The following is a 24641-nucleotide window of genomic DNA, read 5'->3' on the forward strand; positions in this document are numbered from 1 at the left end:
CAGATATTGAAACGCGCAGGCTTTCCGGTCTCTGCGGGTTCGGAGTGGGGCACGCCCGACTCGGGATTCGTTCCGGTCATACGATCACCTCGTGCGGCACTGCCCGTTCTTGCTGCGCGGCGGCCTTGATCTGTACGCGATAACGGCGATCCGACGCCGCCACTGCGCCCCCCAGAGCCATCAGAACACAACCCGCCCAGATCCAGTTGACGAAGGGCTTGTAATAGATACGCACGCTCCACGCGCCATTATCCAGGGGTTCGCCCAGGGAAACATACAGATCGCGGGAAATCGTGGAATGAATGGCGGCTTCGGTCATGGGCATGGGCGAAGAAAAGTAGGTCCGTTTTTCAGGCTCCAGCAATCCTTCCACCTTGCCGTTTTCGCTGTAGGTCACCGCGCCGCGCAAGGCGCTGTAGTTGGGTCCGGGTACCGGCTCGACCCCCACCAGACGGAAGGTCGTACCCTTGAGCGTCAGGGTATCCCCCGGCCCCATGCGCACATCCCGTTCGATTTCATAACCCTTGATCAGGGTCACGCCCACCACGAAAACCGCCATGCCGAAATGCGCTGTTTGCATGCCGATAAACCAGCGCGGAATCGTTTTGAGGCGGCGCCAGGACCATACCTGACGAACGATGCTGGTGGCCAGCCAGGCTGCCGTGGCAATCCCCAGGGCCGAGAGCAGACTGAATGCCCCCATCAGAAAGGGGACCACGATGCCCACCACCAGAGCGATGACCATATCGGGCCGCACCTCGCGCAGAATATCCTTCAAATTCGCACGCTTCCAGTGCGCCAGCGTTCCGATGGGCAGAATCAGCAACAGGGGAATCATGAGGGGCACGAACACCGTATTGAAGTACGGCGGGCCGACGGACAACTTGCCCATCCCCAGGGCATCGATCACCATGGGGTAGATGGTGCCCAACAACACCGCCGCCGCCGCCACGGCCAGCAGGACGTTGTTGAGCAGAAGAAAGGATTCACGGGAGACCAGCTGGAAACGCCCTCCCTCACCCACTGCAGGCGCGCGCCAGGCGAACAGGGTCAGAGAGCCGCCAATCACCAGGGAGAGGAAAAGCAGGACGAAGATCCCGCGCTTGGGGTCCGAGGCAAAGGCATGAACCGAATTCAGCACACCGGAACGGACAATGAAGGTTCCCACCAGCGAGAGCGAAAAAGCGGCAATGGCCAGCAATACCGTCCACCGCTTGAAGGCGCCGCGTTTTTCCGTGACCACCAGGGAGTGAATGAGGGCCGTGCCTACCAGCCAGGGCATGAAGGAAGCATTTTCCACCGGATCCCAGAACCACCACCCCCCCCAACCCAGTTCATAATAGGCCCAGCGCGAGCCAAAACATATCCCCAGAGTCAGGAATACCCAGGCTGCCAAGGTCCAGGGACGGGACCAACGTGCCCAGGTGGCATCCAGTTTTCCTGAAATCAGCGCGGACAAGGCAAAGGCGAACGCCACCGAAAACCCCACATAGCCCATGTACAGCATGGGTGGGTGGTACACCAGTCCAGGATCCTGCAGGAGCGGGTTGAGATCCCGCCCTTCCAGAGCGGCCGGGAAAAGACGGTCGAAGGGATTGGAAGTCAGCAGGATGAAGAGCAGGAACCCCGTGATGACCAGGCCCAGAACGCCCAGCGCACGGGCCACCACGGGATCGGGGAGACGGCGGGAAAAAATGGCAACGGCGGCGCTCCAGGTACTCAACAAGAGCACCCACAGCAACAATGAACCTTCATGCCCCCCCCACACGGCAGAAAACTGGTACTGCACCGGTAACTTCGAATTGGAGTGCTGTGCCACATAAAGCACCGAGAAATCGTTGTGCACGAAGGACCATGCCAGACAACCGAAGGAAACGGCCATGGCCAGCAACAGGGTCAGGGCAAGCGGGCGCGACAAACCGATCCATGAAGCCACGCCACGTTGCGCGCCCACCAGGGAAAAAGTCGCCATGCCCATGGCGAGGGTCAATGCCAGTATCAGTGAATAATGTCCAAGTTCCGGGACCATGAGATCTCCCAAAAGGGCTATAATTTCCGTAAAGTTCGTAAGTGTACCTCACCCCGAACAGGGATGGGGAATCGGGGGGAGCGCCAGTTCAAGTCTCGAGGGAGGATCTTTCATGTTTACCCATCTGCTCATCGCCACCGATGGTTCGGAACTGTCGCATAACGCACTGAAGGGGGGATTGACACTGGCCAAAGCCTTACAGGCCAGGGTCACGGTTTACTGTGCCGTCATTCAATACCTGCCCACCACCGAGTTTGTCGTGGAATCCCCGCAGGAAATCATGACGCAACTGGAAGGATTGGCCGACCAGCACCTGGCAGAAGCCCAGAGCCTGGCCAATTCGCTGGGGGTCACCATCGAGACCCGCAAGTCCGTGGAGTTTTCTGCCTATGAAGGCATCATCGAGTGCGCGCGCACTCGAGAATGCGATCTCATCCTGATGGCATCCCACGGACGACGCGGACTGACCGGTCTGATCCTGGGCAGCGAAACCCAAAAAGTCCTGACTCACACCAAAATCCCGGTCCTCGTCTTTCGCTGATCCCGCACTCAAGGCTGGACAGGGCCATTAGGCGTACTGGGAACGGCATGCCACGGCTCGGGACAACTTTCGACGTAAGGATAATAGCCCTTTGCCGAATCGCAATAGAACCAGTCGTGCGCCCCCCCTGCCGGTGGGTCGTCCTCCTGCGTAGCCGGTCCGACATAAGTCGTTTCCTGAGGTGAAACCGGCGCAGAGACTACCACGGTGGGAGGTGCCTCATAAACGGGGAAGCCCACCGGGTAGGGATCGTAGAAAAGCGGGTCGTTCCAGGCCCAGGCCCCGTAACCCAGGCCCAGGCCTAGCCCGAAACCGGCAAAACCCCAACCTTCCCCCCAACCACCGCGCCAGCCATCCCCCCAGCCGCCACGCCAGCCACCGTCGCGCCAACCACCACGCCAGCCCCCATCCCTCCAACCGCCACCGCGCCAACCACCGCCACGCCAGCCGCCACCGCCCCAGCCTCCCTGATGGAAGCCCCCTGCCCTGGCGCCACCGCCTCTTCCTCCGCCCCCATGACCCCCGCCTCCGCCACGAGCCCAGGACGATTCGGTCATGACAGACAGGAAGATGCCGACCAACACCCATGCCAGGACAACCTGTGCCTTTCTCTTTTGGTCAGCATTCACGCAGGCTCTCCCAGGATGAGGGGTGCAGACGAGAACGAGGACTCAGCCATTTCAGTGACTGGCCGTAGCGGGAGGAGCGGGGGGGGCAGGAGGCATGGGCGGATGATCCATCCCCATCATCCCCATGCCCTCACCATGATGTCCGCACATGGGGTGCCCCATCGTGCTTCCGACGGCATAGGCCTGCTGCCAGTAGAGATCAAAAATGGTTTTCTGATTGGTATCCAGGGTGTCATAAAACTTTTGCGTGCTGGCTTGCAATTTTTCCAGCAACGACAAATGATCCTGCAGACGTTCGACTTCCAGACGCATGTGATCCAGACCATGAGCCATATGTTCAGGCGTGGAGACGCGGGCGTGATCCGCCGTGGCACGGTCCTCTTCAAGAGCCTTTTTTTCATGCTCGGCACGCCAGTGATGGATTCTTTCCGTTTGTGCCTTCGTGATGGACAGGACATCGCCTGACCATGCTTTCCATCCTTCCTGCTGCGCGGGCGTCAGATTGAGCTGCTCCTTCATGTCCTGCAACATGGCCTGACTATGCTGCACCCACATGTCCGAATGATGAACATGATGCGCCTTATGCTGTGCTACCGGTGCAGGCGCACTGGTGGCAGACGGCGCGGGCGCACTGGCGGACGGAGGGGCTCCGGTATCGGCCAGAGCGGCAAGGGACGACCCCATGGCCATTGCAGCCAGCAGCGCCATCATTTTTTTACGGTTTACGACCATGAAAACTCCTCCATTTTTTATAGGGGGGTGGACAAAGAACCTCTGCTTTCACAGAGAGTCGGAAAAATTCAAATCGTTCCCTGGGCTCATCATGCCACACACGGGATTTCCAAGGTGTGAAAAGAGCAGGAGGCCGTCCAGTTCAGGGTCAACTCCAGTCGGAACCCGAATCGTTACTGGACCAACCGGAATCCGACCCCGAATCCCAGGAACCCCCATCGCTGATGCCAAAATCGTTCCCGCCCATATCGCTATTGCCCCGCGCGTCAGAAACATTCGGGGCTGCCACTCCGGTGCCTTCGTTCGGTCCGTCCACCAGACGGTGTGCCAGCGCTTCACCCGCCACCATCCCGGCGCCCAAAGCCGCTCCCGTCGCCAGGCTACCCATCAGACCTCCCCCACCCATGCCGCCGGTCGGCCCCATGGAAGGGGGAACGCCACCGCCCATCCCATTGTTGTAGTAGCCCCCGCCGGGACGCGGCATCATGCCCATGCCTGCCGGCCCTTGCGCCGTTTGTCGGCGCACCAGCCAGATCACCAGCAGCAAGGCAATCCCCCCGACCACCAACAACGTCCCCCAGGGGGTATGGCTGGTTCCGCCAGCAGGAACGGCGACGCTCCCCGCGCCACGATCCAGCTCATTTTTCAACTCGGCCACGGCGCTTGGTTTTGCAAAGGGTAACCCGGGCTGGAGTTTCTCGGCCAGGGCCAGTTCGTTTCGTCCGCCCGCCAGGTTACCGGAACGCGCCAGAACTTCGGCTTCGGCAAAATGAGCCTTGGCACTGTTGGGATGGGCGCGCAACACTTCCTGCATCATTTGTTGTGCCGCTTCCAACTGACCGCTGCGCGTCGCTTCATAAACCTGTTCCAAACTGGGCTCGGCCCAGGCCAGGGTCCCTTGCAACAAGGCAAAGGCAACCAAAATATGACGAAAGTGTGACTTCATGAATGCGTTCTCCTGATCGTTTCAGTATTTCCCGAGGCAACCTCAGCAGGGAGGTGTCCCTTTATCCCACCTCCTCAGATAAGGCCTGAGGACAGCCTACACAAGGGGGACACAGGTTTTTCTCATGGTCACGCAAGAGCAGAGTTTCCAACTCTTGCCGGGGAACGGGCCGTGAAAAAAGGAACCCCTGCAGAAAGTCACATCCCAGAGCGCTCAGACAATCCTTTTGCAACTTGGTTTCCACCCCCTCCGCAACGACGATCATCTGGGCCGATTTGCCCAACGCCACGATCATGCGCACAATCTGGTTATCTTCCCCGCTGTTCGGGATGTTCTGGATGAAACTTCGGTCGATCTTGATCGCATCCAGAGGTAATTGACGCAAATGGGACAAACTGGAATACCCCGTCCCGAAATCATCGAGGGCCAGGTGAATCCCCAACTTGCGCAGCCGCTGAAGCACCTTGGCCGAGCGTGCCGGGTTGCGCAAGACCATGCTCTCGGTCAACTCGAACTCGATCAGCCGGGGGGGAACTCCCGTTTCCTCCAGTATGCTCTCCACGGTATCCACGAAGGCGTCAGACTCTACCTGCAGAAGAGACAGGTTGATGGCCACCCGATGACGATAGGATAAATTTTGATCTCTCCAGGTCACTACCTGACGACAGACGGCCCGAATGACCCACTCCCCCAGTGGGATGATCAATGCGGTTTCCTCCGCCACAGGAATGAAATCATCGGGCTGAATGAGCCCGTTGCGTGGATGTTGCCAGCGAATCAGCGCCTCCAGTCCACACAACTTTTCCGTGGCCAGACAAAACTTTGGCTGAAAATACAATTCGAATTCCTGTTCCTGAATGGCACGGCGCAGGTCCCGTTCCACTTCGACCCGAGCCACGGCCTGGCGATTCATTTCCGGATCAAAGAAACGAAAACCCGACTTGCCGCTCGCCTTGGCAACATACATGGCCGTGTCCGCATGCTTGAGCAGAATATCCGAATCCGCGCCGTCCTCCGGGTAAATGCTGATGCCGATGGAGGTGGTGGTATGAAAATCGTACCCCCCCAGAACGATGGGCTGCTCGATGATCTCTATCAATTTTTCTGCAACGATGGCCAATTCCTGGTGGCCGGCAGGCTGTTGAAGCAATACCACGAATTCATCCCCGCCCAGACGGGCCACCGTATCGGAGGCACGCACCCCCGTCTGAAGCCGCTGGGAGACGGAAATCAGTAACTGGTCTCCCGTGGCATGGCCCAATGAATCATTGACCCATTTGAAATTATCGAGGTCGAGAAAAAGCACAGCCAGGCGACTCTGATTGCGCTCAGCCAGGCGAATGGCGCGGGACAGACGGTCCTGCAACAGGTGCCGGTTGGGCAAACCCGTCAGTCGGTCATGGTTGGCCTGATAGATGAACCGGGCCTCACTTTCCTTCTGTTCGGTGATGTCCTTGAAAACGGCGATGTAGTTCGTCACCTGCTGGCTGGTGTCACGCACCACGCTAAGACTGAGCCAACGGGGGTACAGGGTGCCATCCTTGCGCTTGTCCAGCAATTCCCCGCTCCAGTAACCATTCGTCTCCACTGCCGCCCAGATCTGCGTCAGCGGCGTTTCATTGGGAATGCTCACCGTACTTGACAGCATTTCAGTGCCCAGCACTTCCTCTTCGCTGAAACCGGTGATTCGTCCAAACGCCTCATTCACGGTCAGCAGGCGGCGATCGCGCGCCGAGATCGCGATGGCATCCAGACTGCTGGCAAAGACTCGAGACCACAAATGCTGCTTCGCCTCTTCCCGCATGCGCAAGTTTTCATGGCGCTCCATGTTGTCGGCCATCCTTTCCAGGACATCCGCCACCACGGTAATCTCATCCCGACGTGCGGCGCGTGCTTCCACGAGCGCGCGCACAAATTCCAGGGAAACCCGATGCTGATCACTGAAATGGACCACGGCTCTTTGCAGGGCCTGCACGCGCCGGGCGCTTTCCAGCATCCATTTGCCGATGGAAAGCGTTAAAATCCCGCCCACCAGAATGAAAGTACTGAGCAAATAACCCAGACTTTCCCAGGAAAAAAAGGCGCTCCCTTCCGTGTAGGTCAAACCGTCGCTGACCAAAAACACCAGCAAAGCCAGTCCTCCCGCGCAGAGGACGAAGCGAATGAGGGTCTGACGGGCGATGGACTGAAATCTTTCTGCGGACACAGCGACTCTCCGAGAATGTGCGGTGAGACCGAGGTCTCGCCAGACTACCGCAAAAGCACCCTGTTCAACAATCAACCAACAAAAACCCCGTTCAACAGAATAACAGGAAGCCCCCCATCACCGTCACGGGAATCACGGCAGGAGGGAGAATCGTCGGCCAAAAAAGCAACCCCGTCAACCCCAGTAGCCCCCATCCCATTCTGCGTCGCCAACGCCAAGCACGCTCCCAGCGGTTCCATTCATCCCGCGCACGGGAGGGGCTGCCGACCTGCCACATCAAAACCACGGGATACAACCCCCCACTCCAGTGCAGCAGTGCCAGGGCGCGAAATGCTGCCACGCCCCCCTGCGTGTCCCCCAGGCGCCCGATGATCCTGGGCGCCCAACCGAGAATCCACTGGCCGCCCCAGAGTTGCTGGGCCCGTATCATTTCCACTGCCAGGGGATGCCACACGACCGGTCACTCCGCCTCGCCGGGAATCCGAAGGCGCGGCAGGCAACCCCAGATCACCCCCTGTCCAGAAAAGAACCCCAGATAGTGAAAATCTTCCAGACGAGTCAACCAGCCTTCGGGAATCAGGGGAACTTCCTGCCATTGGCGTTGCAGCACGGCCCCGGCACGCGGTTGACCCTGCCACCAATAGCGTGGAGCAGGCGCCGTCGTCCCCGCCTGACGCTTCTGGATCCGAACCTGGCCAGCCCGATCATTCAGGGTTCGGCAAGATTCTGCATCCAGCGTACGAAACACCAGCAGGTGGGCCGCATTTCCAACCATCATGCGGGCCGGCGCTATCCCCCCCATGGCTACCTCGAGATCGGTCAGGGTTTGAACCGCCAAGGTCATCTGCAGATCGCACTCGCGTCCCTTGTTGAGCAATTGCATGAAGGTTTCTCCCGACAGTTCCGCCGCTTCATCCACAAAGATTCGCACCGTAGACCGCTGCGCCGCGGAGGTGCGGTAGCGGTCCCCCGCCAGGGCCGCCAACTCCCCCAGCACCAGCGTCCCCAACATCTGGGCCACCCGTGCATTGGACAGGGCGCCCAACGATACGTACACCACCGCACGTTGTTCGATGAGTTCATTCAGGGTGAAACGTTTCCTCCCGGGAACATCCCCCAGCAATGCGCCAAGAACGCCAGTGGCAAGGATTTCCAGAAGAGGCAGTAACGACACGATCATCTTCGAGTAATGTACGGGATCGTGCCGGGCCAGGTGGTCCATGCCCACGCTCAGCGTATGCGTCTGCCCCAACCGTTGCCAGCATGCCCGAACCAGTTGCCGGCCCTGATCCCCCACATGAAAACGCAGCCCTGAAAAAGTCAGGGGTTCATCCAGTCCGCGCAGGGCAGCAATGATCCGAAACAGGGTCATCCAGGCAAACTGGCCAAACACCGTTGCGCGTTCCGCAAGAGGGAGGAGTTGGCACAGGCGACTGGCCAACTCGGAAGGATCTCGTCCGGCTGCCAGGACATCGAGGCCCCCCTCCGGGTGGGGATGGTGGGCATCGATGCCCAGATACACGCGATGCCGTTGGAGCGCCGCACTTTTCAGGCAACGGGAAAAGGCCTCCCCTCCCTTGGGATCCAGTACGAGCACGGTGTCTCCACGAGCCAGGGCCTGCAGGGCCATCAGGAGAAAAGCCTGGGTTTTGCCCGTTCCCGGCGCCCCCAGCACGATCATATGGCCACGCCCCTGGTTCTCGAGCCAGACCGGACGATCTTCCCGCGCTGGTGACAACTGATGGGGTTCGCCCATGCTGGCATCCCAGTGCCGTTGCAGGCGAGTTGCATCCCAGGGACCGCCCCACCCCAGCCAGAGCGCCGTCCGGCGAGATCGGATGCGCCGGAACAGGGAGCCGATACTGATCTCCCCGGCGGCAGAGCGCCCTGACCGAAACAGGAAACGGTGTCGCCACATATCGACCCCACTGACCAGCATCAGAAGATGCAAGCTCAGATGTGCAAACCATGGGCCATCCAGACCACTCCATTGACCAATCCAGCGGAGACTCAAGGCAGCCAGTCCCCAGCGCCCCCAGAACCCCAGGAAATATCCGGCCCCCTCCCCCCACTTCAGGGCAATGCGTGGGCCTGGAACCATTCCGAGATCCACCGCTGCCAGAGCGGGCTGGGACATACCGCAGAGACCCTGCGCTGCAACAGGGGGTGCCAGCGCTCGATTCCTTCCGCCGGCGTGGGGTCCAGCATGCCCCGCGCCTGCCAGTGCAGGCACATCTCCCGAGGCCCCGGGGGCAACGTGTTCCCTTCTGCGCCCAACCCGCGCCGCAGATCCTCTCCCACCCGGGGCCAGAGCAGATACCACAGACCGGCATCCTGCCAGATTCGCCCTGGTTTCCGGCAGGGATCCCAGAGCCCCTGGGTCAACAAAGCCTCAGCCACCCGCCATTCCACGCTCCGCCCTTCCACCCGGCTCCCTCCATCGTTGCGGTCTGCGGGACAGACGATCTCCTTGCCTTGCTGCTCCAGCCAGAGCCAGGTTTCTCCCGCCAGGATGCGCCCCGCCAGGTGGTCCTCGCTCTGCCAGAACAGGTTTTCACTTCCCCGTGGTTCGAGCCAGACCTGCCCCTCTCCCTGGTGGGCGCACCAACGCGCCAACCCGCCCGAAAACCCCCCCCACCTCAGTTGCCTTTCTCCCCTCCCCACCGGCGTCACCTGCCAGAACACAATGGCCCCATGCAGTTTTCGCACCAGCATCTCGAGAGTTCGCAAGCAGCACTCCTGCCCTGAGGTACCCGCCCAGAAGGGTGCATGGGTCGATTCGTCGAGGGCGGAGGCCAGAATGCCCGTCAAGGGAGGGAACTCGCCTGACTGAAGGGTGTTCGGACAGGGCAGATTCAGAACCCACTCGACCATGCGCTCCACGGAGGGGAGCAGCACCCGTTCGAAGAGTTGAGGTTCTCCGGCAAAACGAGTGGCCATTTGGTGCAGGACCGGCTGCAACAAAGGGCGGCAGCGGGATGCCGAATGAACAGACCAGAGGGTCATGGCGCCCTCCCCTCCTGTAACCCCGGCCGAACGTTACCGGCGGCTCTCTGTCGGCGCTGTCGGCAGGGGTCACAGCGGTATCCCTGGCGCAATCGACTCCAGGGTTGCACATAGAGGCCCTGGCACCCCTGGCAACGGCACTGTTGCAAATGACGCATTTCCAGGGACTTGACCAGCCACCAGGCACGGTCGAGGGTCAGGCAGGGAGACAGGCCGCAGGAAAGAATCACGTCGCGCCACTGGCTGTACCCTTCCATGAGCGAAGTACAGGCATCCTCTTCCTCCCCCACCAATTTTTTCACCCTGGAATAAATTTGGCAAAACAGCGAAGACTGGAGGAGGTGCTTGCGCCGCAGGTACCACTGATCCGAATTGGGAACCTGCCCCTTGCGCGGGGATTCCCCATTGATTTCGAGAGACAGTTTGCGCAGGAACCAACTGGACAGATGGGTCAGATCCGCAACTACGGGCACCCGTGCCCCCAGTTTGAGCAACCGTTCGGCCTGCCGGTAGCGCTGGATCTCCTGCTGCAGGTCACGCTTGGTAGCCATGGTCACGCTCCCCTTCCCCCAGCAACAGGGCGCGGGGCAAAGCCGCGTCCGTCCCCATGGCATATTGGCCCAGGCACTCCCAGACTCGCATCGAACGCCAGCGCAACCCCACCAGAAGTATCGGTGACTGGGCCAGATGATGAATTTCTGCAGCCGACATCCCCAACACCAGATCCGCCACTGGTGGGAGCAATCCAAGATTGAGGAGGCCCTGCAACCGGTCGCGCTCCAATACTTCGCGCGCCAGATACAACATGCCCAGATTGATTTCCGCAAAAGATTTGGCAAACCTGCTCATTACCATGACCTCCTTTCGTTTATCGTCAAAAGTTCCCGTACCGGGAATCCCGACTATAAAAAAAGAAAGCCTGCTGCCCCAAAGGGAGATGCGATTCCAGGTTCACCGCCCATGAACCGGTCTGCAATAATCAGTCCCCTGTAAATTTACAGGCGTGACGATCGTACCCCGCAGAGAAAAAAGAATCCCTCTCCCCCACGAGAGGTGTCCCTGTACGCAAAGTCAGTCCAGGAATCTCCGGCCCTGCCCGGCCCTTCAGATTTTGGGGAGCGTGACGCCGTGCTGCCCCTGGTACTTTCCGCCCCGGTCACGGTAGGACACTTCACAGGTCTCATCCGATTCGAAGAAGATGACCTGGGCAACCCCCTCATTGGCATAAATTTTGGCGGGCAAAGGAGTGGTATTCGAAAATTCCAGGGTAACGAACCCCTCCCACTCGGGTTCGAAGGGGGTGACATTGACGATGATGCCGCATCGGGCATAGGTGGACTTTCCCAGACAGACCGTCAGGATCGTGCGCGGAATTCGAAAATACTCCACCGTGCGCGCCAGTGCAAAGGAATTGGGGGGAATGATGCAGACGGGTGCCTTGACATCCACGAAGGAGTTGGCATCGAAATTTTTCGGGTCGACGATGGTGGAGTTGAGGTTGGTAAACAACTTGAATTCGTCCGAACAGCGAATATCATAGCCGTAACTGGACGTCCCGTAGGAGACGATACGCTGTCCGTTGACTTCCTTGACCTGTCCTGGCTCAAAAGGCTCGATCATGCCGTGTTTCTCGGCCATATGCCGAATCCAGCGGTCCGCTTTGATGCTCATCCCGATCTCCTCAACCACCACACTCCCCCGGAAAGGGCCCTCCCTCTCCAGGTCTCACCGCTCAAGTATTCTGCACCACGATTCTGGGAAACTTGACGCTGGGATTCTCACTTCGCTGGGCCACCTTGAGGGCCACGCGTTGCGCTATTTTACGATAGGTTTGGGCCAGGGAGCCATGGGGGTCGGCAATCACCGTGGGCCGCCCCGAATCCGTCTGTTCCCGGATGCGAATATCGAGCGGCAACGCACCGATCAGTTCCGTACCGAAGTCGGCACACATGCGCTCAGCCCCTCCTTTGCCAAAGATGGGTTCCTCGTGACCGCAGTTCGAGCAGACATGTGTACTCATGTTCTCCACCACGCCAAGAATGGGCACCCCCACCTTTTCGAACATCTTGAACCCCTTGCGCGCATCGAGCAGTGCGATGTCCTGGGGCGTGGTCACGATCACTGCGCCGGTCACGGGCACCTTCTGGGCCAGGGTCAACTGGACATCCCCCGTCCCGGGCGGCATATCGACGATCAGATAATCCAGATCATCCCAATGGGTATCGCGCAACAGTTGTTCCAGTGCCTGGGTCACCATGGGACCCCGCCAGACCATGGGCTGATCGGGGTCGATCAGAAAACCCACCGACATGGTCTGCAACCCGTGCCCCATCAACGGTTTCATGGATTCCCCATCTTCATGGGTTTCCGGGTTTCCCCGGATGCCCAGCATGGTCGGCTGGGACGGGCCATAAATGTCCGCATCCAGCATGCCCACACGGGCACCCTCGGCCTGCAAGGCCAGGGCCAGATTGACAGCAGTGGTGGACTTGCCCACCCCGCCCTTGCCGGAAGCCACGGCGATCACGTTGCGAATCCCCCGGATCGGTGCAAGTCCCGCCTGCACCGCATGGGCCTTGATCCGACTGACCAGCGTGACCGTGACCGCCGTCACGCCTTCAATGCTGCCCAGTTCCCTGCGTAACCCCTGGATCACGGCTTCCCCGAGAGTCGCCACGGGATAGCCCAAAGCCACTGTCACACTCAGGTGGCCCTGGTCCTGACTCAGTGCCTGCAAGGCCTTGGGGCCCAACGGCTTACCCGTATTGGGATCGATAAAACCCTGAAGACGTGCTTCTGCAGCGGGATTGGACATGTTTTCTCCTGAATCGGTGATGAGGGGGCGGTTCATCGAATCATTATAGTATGAGTCTCGAAAATCCCGCACCGGATTGATACAATGTCGGATTGCCAATCATCATCGGCACCGTTCGGGCAACTTTTGCAACCGGGCCAATTTTTTCAGGAACACTCATGTCTCGCACCCTTCTCGTCACCAGCGCACTTCCCTACGCCAATGGCAGCATCCACCTCGGCCATCTGGTGGAACATATCCAGACCGATATCTGGGTCCGTTTTCAGCGTATGCAGGGGCATACCGTCCACTACTTTTGCGCGGACGACACCCATGGAACGCCGGTCATGCTGGCTGCCAAGGCGCGCGGCCTGACCCCGGAGGCCATGGTCGATCTCGCCCATGCCGAGCATCTGGCGGACTTCCAGGGATTTCACGTCGAGCAGGACCTCTATTACAGCACCCACTCCCCCGAAACCCGGCACTATGCCACTGAGTTGTACCTGCGCCTCAAGCAGAAAGGCCTGATCACCGTCCGTGCCATCGAACAATTCTATGATCCGGTGGAAGCCATGTTCCTGCCGGATCGCTTCATCAGGGGGACCTGTCCGCGTTGCAAGGCGCCCGACCAATATGGCGACAACTGCGAGGTCTGCGGCGCCTCCTATGCCCCGACGGATCTGATCGAACCGCGTTCAGCCCTGTCCGGCGCCAGTCCCGAACGCCGCCTGTCCGAACATCACTTCCTGCGTCTGGCGGCGTGCGAGGATTTTCTGCGCGCCTGGACCCGCTCGGGAACCATTCCCGAAGAAGCCGCCAACAAACTGGACGAATGGTTCAAAAGCGGCCTCACGGACTGGGACATTTCGCGCGATGCCCCCTATTTCGGCTTTGAAATCCCGGATGCCCCGGGCAAATTCTTCTATGTATGGCTGGATGCCCCGATCGGTTACATCGGCACCTTCAAAAAACTGGCGGAATTGCAGGGTCTGGATTTCGAGGAAGCCTGGCGGGCAGACAGTTCCTGGGAACTCTACCATTTCATCGGCAAGGATATCCTCTACTTCCATGCCCTGTTCTGGCCAGCCGTACTGCACCAGTGCGGACTACGCCCCCCCACCCGTCTTTTCGTGCATGGGTTCCTCACCGTCAATGGTCAAAAAATGTCCAAAAGCCGGGGTTCCTTCATCACTGCCCGGCACTATCTGGAACGCCTGGACCCCAATTACCTGCGCTATTATCTGGCCGCCAAATTGAATGGCAGCATGGAGGACATCGACCTCAACCTCGAGGATTTCACTGCCCGGGTGAACAGTGATCTGGTCGGAAAATACATCAACCTGGCCAGTCGCAGTGCCGGTTTCATCACCAAACGTTTCGACGGCCACCTGGCCGATACCCTGCCCCCGGCGCAGGTGGCCCTCATCACCCGGTTCCAGAGCCAGGCCACGCTCATTGCCCAGGCCTACGAGGCACGGGACACCAGCCGGGTGCTGCGCGACATCATGCAACTGGCCGATCTCGCCAACCAGTTCGTGGATCAGCACAAACCCTGGGAACTTGCCCGTGACCCGGCCCAATCCCTCGCCCTCCAGCAGGGCTGCAGCACGATATTGGAACTGTTTCGCCTGCTCACCCTGTACCTCAAACCCATCCTCCCGCGCATTGCAGAAGCCGTCGAACGTTTTCTGGACATTCCGCCACTCTCCTGGGCCGATGTGACCCGTACCCTGGCGGGAGGACACCGCATTCTGCCCTATACGCACCTGATCACCCGCGCTGATCCTGCCAAGGTGAGCGAATTGGTGGGGGCGAATCCCCCTCTGCCCAAGTGATGAGGGACGAGGATGAAACTTTCATGCGCGAAGCGCTGAACCTGGCCCAACAGGCTGCCCAGGCGGGGGAAGTGCCCGTCGGTGCCCTTCTGGTCCAGGAAGGCCGGATTCTCGGGTACGGACATAATTCTCCCCTGAGCGCCTGTGACCCCAGCGCCCATGCGGAAATGCAAGCCATCCGCATGGCGGCGCGCGCCCTGAACAATTACCGCCTGCCGGAATGTACCCTGTACGTCACCCTCGAACCCTGTTGCATGTGTGCCGGAGTCATTCAACACGCCCGCCTCAAACGGGTGGTCTACGGGGCCGCCGACCCCAAGACCGGAGCCTGTGGCAGCGTGGTGGACCTCTTTTCCGACCCTCGCCTCAATCATCATACCCGGATCCTTGGCGGGGTCTGCGCCGAAGACTCGGCCGAATTGCTCCGCTGTTTCTTTCGGGCACGCCGTTCGTGAGCGCACCTCCTTTCGTCCACCTGCGCCTGCACAGCGAGTTCTCCATTTCGGATGGCCTGGTGCGCATCGACGAGGCCGTGGAACTGGCGCGCTCCCGGAACATGGGGGCATTGGCCCTGACCGATCTCAACAATCTCTTCGGCTGGGTTCGTTTCTACCTGCAGGCCCGCAAGGCTGGCATCAAACCCATTGCCGGCGCGGAAGTCTGGATCGCTTCCGACGAAGATCATCCTCATCCTTTCCGGGTCGTTCTGCTGGTGCGCACACTCTCCGGCTACCACGCCCTCTGTCGCCTGCTGTCGGCGGCCTGGCGCGAGCACCAGCAACAGGGCATTGCCTACGTGCCCCTCGCCCTGCTGATCCAGGAAAAAGAAGGACTGCTCGTCCTCTCCGGCGCGGACCAGGGAGATGTGGGTCAGGCCCTGAGCGCGGGACAATGGGACCTGGCCCGGGCCCGGGCTCTGGCCTGGAAAACCCGGTGGGGGGATGACTACTATCTGGAACTCCAGCGGATCGGCGACCCGATGCGCGACCGACTCTGCGAGCCCACGGTCCAGTTGGCAGCAGAACTGGATATTCCCGTGGTCGCCACCCACCCCATCCAGTTTCCTGCACGAGAGGATTTCAAGGCCCATGAAGCCCGCGTGTGCATCGCGGAGGGTCGCCTGCTGGCGGATCCAAAACGCCCGCATCTTTTTACCCCGGAGCAGTATTTCAAATCCCCGGACGAAATGGCCGAACTGTTTCAGGACATTCCTGCAGCCCTCGCCAACTCGGTGGAGATCGCGCGTCGCTGTTCCCTCGAATTGACGCTGGGGAAGTCCCGTTTGCCTGATTTCCCCACTCCCGAAGGGATCACCCTCGACGACTTTCTGCGCCAGCAGGCCCAGGCAGGCCTGGAGCGCCGCCTGACCCAACTGTACCCCGATGAAACCCTGCGTCAAAAGGAAACCGCCACCTATCGGGAACGTCTGGATTTTGAGTGTCAGACCATCGTTCAGATGGGATTCTCCGGCTATTTCCTGATCGTGGCAGACTTCATCAACTGGTCCAAACATCACGGCGTGCCGGTGGGCCCCGGGCGGGGTTCGGGCGCAGGATCACTGGTCGCTTTCAGTTTGGGAATCACCGATATCGATCCCTTGCGGTATGACCTGCTTTTCGAGCGCTTCCTCAACCCGGAACGGGTATCCATGCCTGACTTTGATATCGATTTCTGTCAGGACGGACGGGACCGGGTCATCGACTACGTCCGGGAACGCTACGGACGGGATTCCGTCGCCCAGATCGCCACCTTCGGTTCCATGGCGGCCAAGGCCGTGATTCGGGATGTCGGACGGGTCCTGGACCTGCCCTATAACTTTGTGGACCAGCTGGCCAAGTTGATCCCTTTCGAAATCGGCATGACTTTGGCCAAGGCTCGGGAACAGGAACCCCAGATCAACCAGCGCGCTGCTCAGGAAGAAGAGGTGGCGGAACTGCTGGCCCTGGCCGAAGCGCTGGAAGGCCTCACGCGTAATGTCGGCATGCACGCAGGAGGCGTACTGATCGCCCCCGGCAAACTGACCGATTTCACGCCGCTCTACCAACCCGAAGGTTCGGAAGCCGTGGTCAGTCAATACGACAAGGACGACGTGGAAAAGGTCGGCCTGGTCAAATTCGACTTTCTGGGGTTACGCACACTCACCATCCTCGACTGGACGGTGCGTTATATCCGGGAGCGGGCGCGCACCCCCGAAGAACGGCAATTCACGGTAGAACAGATTCCCCTTGACGATCCCCAAACCTATGCGCTCTTCGGCAGTGGCAACACCACCGCCGTCTTCCAGCAGGAATCGCGCACGGCCAAGGATATGGAGAAACGGCTCAAACCCGACAACTTCGAGGACATCATCGCCCTGATGGCCCTGAATCGTCCCGGCCCGCTCCAGTCCGGCATGGTGGACGACTTCATCCTGCGCAAACAGGGCAAGGCCACCGCCGAGTATTTCCACCAGTCGCTGGAACCGGTCCTGCGCCCCACCTATGGGGTCATCGTCTATCAGGAACAGGTGATGCAGATCGCCCAGATCCTGGCAGGTTATACTCTGGGGGCCGCCGATCTGTTGCGCCGCGCCATGGGAAAAAAGGATGCAGTCGAAATGGGTCGGCAGCGCAGCCGCTTCATCGAAGGCGCCACTACGCGCGGCGTCAGCGTCAAGTTGGCGACGCAACTCTTCGATCTGATGGAGAAGTTTGCCGAATACGGGTTCAACAAGTCCCATTCAGCCGCCTATGCCCTGATTTCCTACCAGACTGCCTGGCTCAAGACCCATTACCCCGCCGAATTCATGGCCGCCACCCTGTCTGGTGATCTGGACGATACCGACAAGGTTGCGCTCTTCGTCGCCGACGCTCAGCAAAACGGGTTGGTGATTCTTCCCCCGGACATCAATGCATCGGATTATCGTTTTCGCCCGGCCGGGGACAACACCATCCGGTATGGCCTCGGTTCGGTCAAAGGCACCGGCGAAGGAGCGGCCCTCGAAATCGTCAGGCAACGCAGTAGCACACCGCCGGAACCCTATCGAAGTCTGTTTGATTTCTGTCGCCGGACGGACAAACGCATCGTCAATCGCCGGGTCATCGAAGCCCTGATCAAGGCGGGGGCCTTCGATACCCTGCATCCCAACCGGGCGGCCGCCCTCAATGCCGTGGAATCCGCACTCAATCATGGCGAACAGGCCCAGCGCCATGCCCAGCAAGAAGGTCTGTTTGACGCGTTGGCAGAATCGTCATCGAACGATCCCCCCCTCCCCCCCTATCCCGAGTGGTTGCCCAACGAGCAACTGACCCAGGAAAAGTCCGTGCTGGGCTATTACTTCAGCGGCCACCCTTTCACGCACTACCGCCCCCAACTCCGGTACTGGGGATTGACCCCCCTGGAACAGTTGACCCCCCGTCCCGAGTTGATTCGGGTGGCCGGGGTCGTGGTACAAAGCCGGGTCCAGCAAACCCGGCGCGGACGCATGGGCATGGTCATGCTGGACGATGGCTCGGCGCGCGTGGAGATCACCGTATTCAGCGAACTATTTGATCAGGTACGCCCCCTGCTCAAGGAAGACCGACTGCTGGTGGTGGAGGGCAAGGCAACCCTGGACAACTTTACCCAGGGGGTACGCCTCACCGCCGAACAGGTCCTGTCCCTGTCTCAAGCCCAGACCCGCTTTGCACGCCAGGTCACTCTGGAGGTTCCCCAGCATCAGAGCGCAAAAACCCTCTCTCTCCTGAAGGAACTTCAGCCTTCCTTCCAGCCCGGCCCCTGCGCCCTCGTTCTGCGCTACTGCCATCCCGAGGTGGAAGCGGCCATCCGCCTGCCCGACTTTCTGCTGGATGAAACCCTGTGGGATCTGCTCCGCGCCCGCTTTGGCGAAACGGCCCTGACACTCGATTACGGCAGTCGTCCGGTCAACGAATGACGCTACTCTGACCTGAACCAGGCGTCCTGATCGATGAACCAGTCTCCGGCACCCACCTGCCCCACGGGCAAACACTGCCCCTGATCGAGCGCCTGCAGGATGGCGCGCTTGCTCCCCCCCGTCACCAGAAAAACCCGGTGGCGCGCCCGTTGCAGCAGGGTCAGGCCCAGGGAGATTCGTTCGGGAGGCGGTTTGGGCGCAGCATGCTCGGGCACCACCGGCGCCTCGGACGACAGGCTGGCGTGCCCTGGAAACAGACTGGCCGTATGACCATCTTCGCCCATCCCCAGCAATACCAGATCGATGCTCCCCAACGTCTCCAGCACCTTGGCGTGATGGGCGCTGCCGACCTCGGCCCCCCATTCCGCCCGCATGGGCTCAAAACGCGCCAGACGGGGTCCCTCGGCCTGAAGCAGGGTATTTCGAATCAGGGTATCGTTACGCTCCGGGTGGTCCACGGGAAGGCACCGTTCATCGCCGAGCGACAGTTCCAGACGCTGCCAGTCCAAAGTTTCCCTGGCCATCTGACGATAACAGGCGGCCGGGGTTTTACCGCCCGCCAGTACCCAATGAAAGCGGGGGGCCTGAGCCAGGCCCGCCCGCAGGATCCGCACCAGATGCTCCGTGGCGCCCAACGCAAGAGATTCTGGATTCGGGTACAGGTACACCCGACCATGGTCTTTCCAGAGAAAGGTCTGCATGAAGCGCGCGTTCTCAGAAGGGGTGCAGATCGGCACCGGACGGGTCGAGTCCATGCCGCCAGAATTGATCCTCATTTGAAAAGAGACGGTAGGTTCCCCGTGGCCCCCAGGTTCCCGCCGGATAGGGCTGGATGAACTCTCGCTCCGTAGCCCATACCTTGAGCACCGGATCGACGATCTTCCAGGCCGATTCCACCTCGTCGATCCGCAAAAACAGGGAATGGTCGCCCTTGATCACATCCAGCAACAATTCTTCATAGGCGCTGTAATCGGTTTCGTCGCCTTGCCGGTAGGTGGCATCCAGACTCAGTGTCCGGGTCTGCAACTCGAGGCCCGGCATGCGCACCTGCATCTCCACCCGCAAGCATTCATCCGGTTGAATGCCCATCATGATCCAGTTGGGCTGTACTGGTCCTGACCGTACCCCCCGCAGCAAATCCTGGGGAGGAGTCTTGAACCGGATGTAGACCGCTGAACTGTTTTCAGCCAGCCGCTTCCCGGTGCGCAGGTAAAACGGCACACCAGCCCAACGCCAGTTGTCGATATACAGTTTCAGGGCCGCGTAGGTCTCGCTGGTACTGTCGGAGGCTACCCCGGCTTCCTCGCGATACCCAGGAACGGTTTCGCCATGAACCGTCCCCCCGACATATTGGGCGCGAAAAGCCTGGGCATGCACGGCATTGGGCGGAATGGCACGAACCGACTGCAATACCTTGACCTTTTCGTCCCTCAGATGCTCGGCCTCCAGGGAAACCGGCGGTTCCATGGCGACCAGGGTCAGCACCTGCAACAGATGACTCTGGATCATGTCGCGCAGGGCACCCGCCCCTTCGTAATAATCGGCGCGCCCCTCGATCCCCAGAGTCTCCGAGTGGGTGATCTGCACATGATCGATATAATGGTGGTTCCACAGAGGTTCGAGCAGAACATTGGCAAATCGGAACACCAGGACGTTCTGAACCGTTCCCTTGCCCAGATAGTGATCGATGCGGTAGATCTGATGTTCCTGCAGGTGACGATACAACCCGGCCTGCAGGGTCTCGGCGCTCAGCAGGTCATAGCCGAAGGGTTTCTCGATCACCACCCGGCGCCACCCATTCTTTTCCCGCAACAGACCCTGAGTGCCCAACTGGTCGATGATGCCCGGATAATCCGCCGGACGCACCGCCATGTAGAACACGTGATTGGCAGGGAATACCCCCTCATCCTTCAACGTGATCTGAAGCGCCTGATAGGAAGCGGAATCACTGGGATCGATGCGTTGATAATGCCAGCGGGCCAGGAACCGCTCGATCAACGGATCCTTTTCCTGAGGAAACAGTTGCTGAATCCTGGCGCGCCAGGAATCCTGGTTTTCGTCTTCGAGACTCAGTCCCAAAAACGTCAGTGACGCTGGCAGGCGCCCCAGGCTTTCCAACTGAAACAGAGCCGGAATCAACTTGCGCCGCGCCAGATTGCCCGCAGCCCCAAAAATCACCAATGTGGTCGGTTCGAGTTCCTTCATGGGCATCTCCGGTTCACTGTCCGGTGGCTTGAATGGCATGTCCGCCAAAGGCGTGGCGCATCACCGAGAGCAGTTTGAAGGTCAGCGCCTCCCGATCCTGACTCTGAAAACGCAGATGCAGCGCCAGACTGAGTACCGGTGCAGGGACCCCCTGTTCGATGGCCTCGATGGCGGTCCAGCGCCCTTCCCCGGAATCCGCCACCACGGGGGCCATCTGATTCCAGTCCACGCCTTTGCGCAACGCATCCGCCGTCAATTCGAGCAACCAACTCCGCACCACCGACCCTTCTCCCCAAAGATCGGTGATCTGGGCCAAATCGAGATCAAAGGCAGTTTTCCCCTGCAACAGGGCCAATCCTTCGGCCAGGGACTGCATCATGCCGTACTCGATGCCGTTGTGGACCATTTTGACGTAATGTCCTGCGCCCACCGGTCCCACATGAGCCCAACCCCGTTCGGGATGGGGAGCCAGAATTTCGAGGAAAGGACGCACCAGCCGAGCAACTTCCGGGGTTCCCCCCACCATCAGGCAATAACCGTTTTCAAGCCCCCACACGCCGCCGGACGTGCCGGCATCCATGAAACCGATCCCTTTCTCGGCCAACAGGGCCGCACGCCGCTCGCTGTCGTGATAGTTGGAATTGCCGCCGTCCACCACCACATCGCCCGGCTCCAGACGCTGGCTCAACCCCAGAACTTGTTCTTCGGTAATGGGCCCGCTCGGCAACATCAGCCAGATTACCCGGGGTGCGGGGAGTGCGGCAATCAGGGTTTCCACCGAGGAGGCCCCCACAATGCCTGCAGACGCCACCCAGGAACGAACCACTTCAGGTGAATGGTCGTAGCCCACCACGGTCACCCCGGCGCGCGCCAACCGGGTCGCCATATTCCCGCCCATCTTGCCCAACCCCATCATTCCAATCTTCATGCCGGTTCTCCCTTGACAAGGGTCTCCGCTGCCCGCTCGACAGGACTGACCCCGATGGGGCATTCTAGTCCAGTTACCGAAGCAAATTGTGTCAATTCTCAATACCAGTCGCCACCTACATCGTAAAATTCCACAGTGGACGGGTCTATATTCCATATTGGACATGCAAATAATCCTGTTTTGACGTAGGATGATCCCCTTCTGAATGACGGCTTTCTCATGAATAACGCAGGTACACACATTTATCCACGATATATCCAGCCGCGCATCGTGGAAGCGTTGGCCGATACCCCGGTGGTACTCCTGAGCGGCCCGCGTCAAGCCGGAAAAACGACATTGGTACGGCAATTTTCCTTCGCTCATCGTAAATTTGTTACCCTGGACGATGAGTTAACCCTGCTGGCCGCACGCCAGGATCCAGTGGGGCTGATCCGGAGTCTCGACTGTGCCGTGATAGACGAAGTGCAACGGGCTCCTGCACTTCTGTTGGCAATCAAAAAATCCGTTGATGAAGACCGCCGACCAGGTCGTTTTCTCCTGACGGGTTCCGCAAACCTGATGACATTGCCCACGGTGGCCGATTCGTTGGCGGGGCGGATGGAAACACTCATCATGCTTCCGCTTGCCGGGTGTGAGATGCAGTCCAGCGCAGGCAAGTGGATCGATGCCGTTTATGATGGGCGTATCCCAAAAACAGAACGCCCGGAAGTGGGTGACAAACTGGTGGAAAAAGTCCTGCGCGGTGGTTACCCCGATGCAGTATCCCGTGCAACGCCGCGTCGCCGAGCCGCTTGGGCGAAGCAATATGTGGATGCCCTGATTCAGCGCGATGTGCGCGACATCGCCAGCATCGACAAGTTGGATCACCTGCCCAGACTACTCAAATCCCTGGCGCAGATGGCTGGTCAATTGTGTAACTTTACGCAACTCGGCGGCCAGGTAGGACTGGACAGCAAGACCGCCAACAAATACCTCGCCGTGTTCGAGCAGATGTTCCTGCTGCGCCGGGTGGAACCGTGGTCAAGCAATCGCCTGAGCCGCATTGTCAAGACCCCGAAAATTCAGTTCATTGATTCCGGCCTGCTCAGCACACTGGTTGATTTGAACGAAGCCCCTGCCATTCGTGACCGCGCATTGTTTGGTCGTGTGCTGGAAAATCATGTCTATTCGGAGTTGCTGAAGCAGGCCACCTGGGCGGAGCGGAATTACACGCTACACACCTATCGCGACAAAGACCAGGTCGAAGTGGACTTCGTGATCGAAGACCCTGCCGGGCAGGTCGTTGGCGTGGAAGTCAAAGCCGCAGCGAGTGTCAGCACAGGCGATTTATCTGGCCTGAAAAAGTTGGCCACCCTGGCAGGCAAACAATTTGTTGCCGGCATCGTGCTGTATGACGGCAACGATACATTGCCCATTGGTGAACGGCTCTGGGCTGTGCCACTTTCAACTCTGTGGAACGACTGACATGGACTTCACAAACCAGATGACTCTGAACCAGACCCGCACCAGCAGAGAGTCTGGCGAACGGTTTCATCTGTAATCAGGGCCTCGGCTAGGAGTAATCGGGTTCGTTGCCTTCCTTCCACTTGATGTTACAGCCCAGGCTGGGGTATTGATCAGCGATCTGGGGCGCATCGATGAGGACGGCTTCCAGCGCGGCAACGAGATCCTTGCCGGTGACCGGTTCGGTGTTTTTGGGACGACTGCCGTCGAACTGTCCTCGATAAACCAGTCGATGGTGACGGTCGAAAAGAAAAAAGTCCGGGGTGCACGCAGCACGGTAGGTTTGAGCCACCGCTTGGGATTCATCATACAGATAGGGGAAGGCATAGCCCGCCAAGAGAATTTCTTCCTTCATCTTTTCCGGACTGTCCAGAGGGTACCGGTCGGCGTCATTGGCGTTGATACCCACCACAGCCACGCCACGGGCCATGAATTGGCGGGTGACTTCGGCCAGTTTTGCACGGATGTGGATGACGTAGGGGCAATGGTTGCACAGGAAGATGACCAGCAAGGGCTTTTGGGCAGCCAGGTCGGCCAGGTGCCAGATTTTTCCATCGGCATCCGGGAGAGAAAAGTCGGGGGCTGGCGTGCCAAGGTCGAGCATGAGGGAAGCGGTTTGTACCATGAGGGCGATTCCTGAACAGTAAGGACTGGTTGGGATTATAACGAAGAATCCATATTCCTATTGGTGCCGTTTCTGATCGGGTGGCGCGATGGCGCGCAGGGCTTCGACCAGCCTATCCATATCAGTAGCTGGGCTGTTTGAACCGGTTTGTGCCAAGGCCGCGCGCAGCCGAGCGGCGTGCAGCATTGCTCTTTCCAGTCCTTCGCCACCTCCGACCGTCATGAAAATTCGCGGATCGGCTTTGTGGTAGTCAGGCAAGATAGCCTGCAATTCAGGAAGCACATCGGAAAACCGCGTGAATGTCTGGTCACAGTAACGGAAATGCAGCAGGAGCCACACCTCAAAACAGGGCGTACTAATGATGGGCTCGATGCAGATTTTCGGCAGCCCCTTTTTCTTGTTGGCGCGCTGCAGGGGCACCTTACATAGTTTGAGTGCCTGCGCCAAATCCGACTGTTCGGCATCGACCAAGACAAATACACGATCACGCGAAATCTGCTCGAAACGTTGCCGAGCTCGGTTAACCACGGCCACTGCATTGCTGTTGGATTGGCCCTCGATAATCTCAACACTTGCTGCGTTGATACCGAGGTGCTGGAGCAAGCCGTGCAGATAAAACGGCTCGGTGCACTCGCCTTCACAGACCAATAAAGATGATCCCGATTCGCGCCGTGTTGCCCTCTTGCGCTCGGCTTTGACGCGCTCCTTGGCCAACTGTCGGTGTTTGGCTTGGTTCTCTCGCATTCAGC

The 24641-nt window shown here is 59.6% G+C and carries 21 protein-coding genes and 1 pseudogene; 5 read left to right on the forward strand and 17 right to left on the reverse strand.

The genetic code is table 11. The features are described from left to right. Positions 1-76: 76 nt before the first annotated feature. A complete protein-coding gene (locus M6F29_RS06215; RefSeq protein ID WP_298157985.1) occupies positions 77-2029 on the reverse strand; it encodes a heme lyase CcmF/NrfE family subunit in 1953 nt (650 codons plus the stop codon). 112 nt (positions 2030-2141) lie between these two features. On the opposite strand from M6F29_RS06215, the gene M6F29_RS06220 reads away from it, so the two are divergent. After that, positions 2142-2570, forward strand: coding sequence for a universal stress protein (locus M6F29_RS06220; RefSeq protein ID WP_297497196.1), 429 nt, complete (start codon positions 2142-2144; stop codon positions 2568-2570). 8 nt (positions 2571-2578) lie between these two features. On the opposite strand, the gene M6F29_RS06225 is transcribed toward M6F29_RS06220, so the two are convergent. The 11 genes from M6F29_RS06225 to apbC all read right to left on the reverse strand — a co-directional run bounded on the left by M6F29_RS06225 (position 2579) and on the right by apbC (position 12904). After that, positions 2579-3199 carry a hypothetical protein gene (locus M6F29_RS06225; protein ID WP_298157986.1) on the reverse strand — a complete coding sequence of 207 codons (621 nt, stop codon included), beginning with the start codon at positions 3197-3199 and terminating at the stop codon, positions 2579-2581. A gap of 51 nt (positions 3200-3250) precedes the next feature. After that, on the reverse strand, positions 3251-3931 hold the full coding sequence (locus M6F29_RS06230) for a hypothetical protein (protein WP_298157987.1): 681 nt from the start codon (positions 3929-3931) through the stop codon (positions 3251-3253). A gap of 148 nt (positions 3932-4079) precedes the next feature. Continuing rightward, positions 4080-4877: a tetratricopeptide repeat protein gene (locus M6F29_RS06235; protein WP_298157988.1), complete on the reverse strand. Its 798-nt coding sequence runs from the start codon at positions 4875-4877 to the stop codon at positions 4080-4082. A 61-nt stretch (positions 4878-4938) separates the two neighbouring features. Continuing rightward, complete coding sequence (locus tag M6F29_RS06240; RefSeq protein WP_298157989.1) at positions 4939-7083, reverse strand: putative bifunctional diguanylate cyclase/phosphodiesterase; 2145 nt, start codon at positions 7081-7083, stop codon at positions 4939-4941. A 91-nt stretch (positions 7084-7174) separates the two neighbouring features. Beyond that, positions 7175-7537, reverse strand: a complete 363-nt coding sequence (locus M6F29_RS06245) for a hypothetical protein (RefSeq protein ID WP_297480848.1) — start codon at positions 7535-7537, stop codon at positions 7175-7177. 6 nt (positions 7538-7543) lie between these two features. Beyond that, positions 7544-9220 carry a type IV secretion system DNA-binding domain-containing protein gene (locus M6F29_RS06250; protein ID WP_298157990.1) on the reverse strand — a complete coding sequence of 559 codons (1677 nt, stop codon included), beginning with the start codon at positions 9218-9220 and terminating at the stop codon, positions 7544-7546. Continuing rightward, a complete protein-coding gene (locus tag M6F29_RS06255) occupies positions 9157-10089 on the reverse strand; it encodes a hypothetical protein (RefSeq protein ID WP_298157991.1) in 933 nt (310 codons plus the stop codon). Before M6F29_RS06255 ends, M6F29_RS06250 begins: the two co-directional genes overlap by 64 nt. After that, a complete protein-coding gene (locus tag M6F29_RS06260; RefSeq protein ID WP_297456220.1) occupies positions 10086-10640 on the reverse strand; it encodes a FlhC family transcriptional regulator in 555 nt (184 codons plus the stop codon). The genes M6F29_RS06255 and M6F29_RS06260 overlap by 4 nt, the downstream gene beginning before the upstream one ends. Continuing rightward, the gene (locus M6F29_RS06265) at positions 10624-10938 is read right to left on the reverse strand and encodes a flagellar transcriptional regulator FlhD (RefSeq protein ID WP_297456222.1); all 315 of its coding nucleotides are present in this window, start codon (positions 10936-10938) and stop codon (positions 10624-10626) included. The genes M6F29_RS06260 and M6F29_RS06265 overlap by 17 nt, the downstream gene beginning before the upstream one ends. Positions 10939-11193: 255 nt before the next feature. After that, positions 11194-11760 (reverse strand): dCTP deaminase, encoded by a 567-nt coding sequence (gene dcd, locus M6F29_RS06270; RefSeq protein ID WP_297480840.1) that lies wholly within the window; start codon positions 11758-11760, stop codon positions 11194-11196. Between the two features lie 61 nt (positions 11761-11821). After that, complete coding sequence (gene apbC, locus M6F29_RS06275) at positions 11822-12904, reverse strand: iron-sulfur cluster carrier protein ApbC (RefSeq protein ID WP_298157992.1); 1083 nt, start codon at positions 12902-12904, stop codon at positions 11822-11824. Positions 12905-13062: 158 nt separating this feature from the next. On the opposite strand from apbC, the pseudogene metG reads away from it, so the two are divergent. From metG to dnaE, 3 genes and pseudogenes are all read left to right on the forward strand, one after another. After that, positions 13063-14700 (forward strand): annotated as a pseudogene (metG, locus tag M6F29_RS06280) (methionine--tRNA ligase); the annotation flags it as partial. Positions 14701-14741: 41 nt separating this feature from the next. Further along, complete coding sequence (tadA, locus tag M6F29_RS06285) at positions 14742-15173, forward strand: tRNA adenosine(34) deaminase TadA (protein WP_524537712.1); 432 nt, start codon at positions 14742-14744, stop codon at positions 15171-15173. Then, a complete protein-coding gene (dnaE, locus tag M6F29_RS06290; protein ID WP_298157994.1) occupies positions 15170-18631 on the forward strand; it encodes a DNA polymerase III subunit alpha in 3462 nt (1153 codons plus the stop codon). The genes tadA and dnaE overlap by 4 nt, the downstream gene beginning before the upstream one ends. Before the next feature lie 2 nt (positions 18632-18633). Here the strand turns inward: dnaE and pgl are convergent, their stop codons facing one another. Genes pgl through gnd form a run of 3 tightly spaced genes read right to left on the reverse strand, consistent with a single transcriptional unit; the run spans position 18634 to position 21764 of the window. Then, complete coding sequence (gene pgl / locus M6F29_RS06295) at positions 18634-19386, reverse strand: 6-phosphogluconolactonase (RefSeq protein WP_298157995.1); 753 nt, start codon at positions 19384-19386, stop codon at positions 18634-18636. After that, positions 19346-20836, reverse strand: coding sequence for a glucose-6-phosphate dehydrogenase (zwf, locus tag M6F29_RS06300; RefSeq protein WP_298157996.1), 1491 nt, complete (start codon positions 20834-20836; stop codon positions 19346-19348). The genes pgl and zwf overlap by 41 nt, the downstream gene beginning before the upstream one ends. Positions 20837-20849: 13 nt before the next feature. Further along, on the reverse strand, positions 20850-21764 hold the full coding sequence (gene gnd, locus M6F29_RS06305; RefSeq protein WP_298157997.1) for a phosphogluconate dehydrogenase (NAD(+)-dependent, decarboxylating): 915 nt from the start codon (positions 21762-21764) through the stop codon (positions 20850-20852). A 219-nt stretch (positions 21765-21983) separates the two neighbouring features. Between gnd and M6F29_RS06310 the strand changes: the two genes are divergently transcribed. Further along, complete coding sequence (locus M6F29_RS06310) at positions 21984-23228, forward strand: ATP-binding protein (RefSeq protein ID WP_298157998.1); 1245 nt, start codon at positions 21984-21986, stop codon at positions 23226-23228. Between the two features lie 88 nt (positions 23229-23316). Here the strand turns inward: M6F29_RS06310 and M6F29_RS06315 are convergent, their stop codons facing one another. Then, positions 23317-23892, reverse strand: coding sequence for a thioredoxin family protein (locus M6F29_RS06315; RefSeq protein ID WP_298157999.1), 576 nt, complete (start codon positions 23890-23892; stop codon positions 23317-23319). Between the two features lie 57 nt (positions 23893-23949). Beyond that, positions 23950-24636, reverse strand: coding sequence for an RloB family protein (locus tag M6F29_RS06320; protein ID WP_298158000.1), 687 nt, complete (start codon positions 24634-24636; stop codon positions 23950-23952). Between the last annotated feature and the right edge of the window lie 5 nt (positions 24637-24641).

The organism is Ferrovum sp. (assembly GCF_027317285.1).
GTDB lineage: Bacteria > Pseudomonadota > Gammaproteobacteria > Burkholderiales > Ferrovaceae > Ferrovum.

Excerpts from the sequence above, each read along its gene's own strand:
- M6F29_RS06215 (WP_298157985.1), bottom strand. The coding sequence starts at position 2,029 with ATGGTCCCGGAACTTGGACATTATTCACTGATACTGGCATTGACCCTC.
- M6F29_RS06220 (WP_297497196.1), top strand. The coding sequence starts at position 2,142 with ATGTTTACCCATCTGCTCATCGCCACCGATGGTTCGGAACTGTCGCAT.
- M6F29_RS06230 (WP_298157987.1), bottom strand. The coding sequence starts at position 3,931 with ATGGTCGTAAACCGTAAAAAAATGATGGCGCTGCTGGCTGCAATGGCC.
- M6F29_RS06235 (WP_298157988.1), bottom strand. The coding sequence starts at position 4,877 with ATGAAGTCACACTTTCGTCATATTTTGGTTGCCTTTGCCTTGTTGCAA.
- M6F29_RS06250 (WP_298157990.1), bottom strand. The coding sequence starts at position 9,220 with ATGTCCCAGCCCGCTCTGGCAGCGGTGGATCTCGGAATGGTTCCAGGC.
- M6F29_RS06255 (WP_298157991.1), bottom strand. The coding sequence starts at position 10,089 with ATGACCCTCTGGTCTGTTCATTCGGCATCCCGCTGCCGCCCTTTGTTG.
- M6F29_RS06260 (WP_297456220.1), bottom strand. The coding sequence starts at position 10,640 with ATGGCTACCAAGCGTGACCTGCAGCAGGAGATCCAGCGCTACCGGCAG.
- M6F29_RS06265 (WP_297456222.1), bottom strand. The coding sequence starts at position 10,938 with ATGAGCAGGTTTGCCAAATCTTTTGCGGAAATCAATCTGGGCATGTTG.
- dcd (WP_297480840.1), bottom strand. The coding sequence starts at position 11,760 with ATGAGCATCAAAGCGGACCGCTGGATTCGGCATATGGCCGAGAAACAC.
- apbC (WP_298157992.1), bottom strand. The coding sequence starts at position 12,904 with ATGTCCAATCCCGCTGCAGAAGCACGTCTTCAGGGTTTTATCGATCCC.
- tadA (WP_524537712.1), top strand. The coding sequence starts at position 14,742 with ATGCGCGAAGCGCTGAACCTGGCCCAACAGGCTGCCCAGGCGGGGGAA.
- pgl (WP_298157995.1), bottom strand. The coding sequence starts at position 19,386 with ATGGACTCGACCCGTCCGGTGCCGATCTGCACCCCTTCTGAGAACGCG.
- zwf (WP_298157996.1), bottom strand. The coding sequence starts at position 20,836 with ATGAAGGAACTCGAACCGACCACATTGGTGATTTTTGGGGCTGCGGGC.
- gnd (WP_298157997.1), bottom strand. The coding sequence starts at position 21,764 with ATGAAGATTGGAATGATGGGGTTGGGCAAGATGGGCGGGAATATGGCG.
- M6F29_RS06310 (WP_298157998.1), top strand. The coding sequence starts at position 21,984 with ATGAATAACGCAGGTACACACATTTATCCACGATATATCCAGCCGCGC.
- M6F29_RS06315 (WP_298157999.1), bottom strand. The coding sequence starts at position 23,892 with ATGGTACAAACCGCTTCCCTCATGCTCGACCTTGGCACGCCAGCCCCC.
- M6F29_RS06320 (WP_298158000.1), bottom strand. The coding sequence starts at position 24,636 with ATGCGAGAGAACCAAGCCAAACACCGACAGTTGGCCAAGGAGCGCGTC.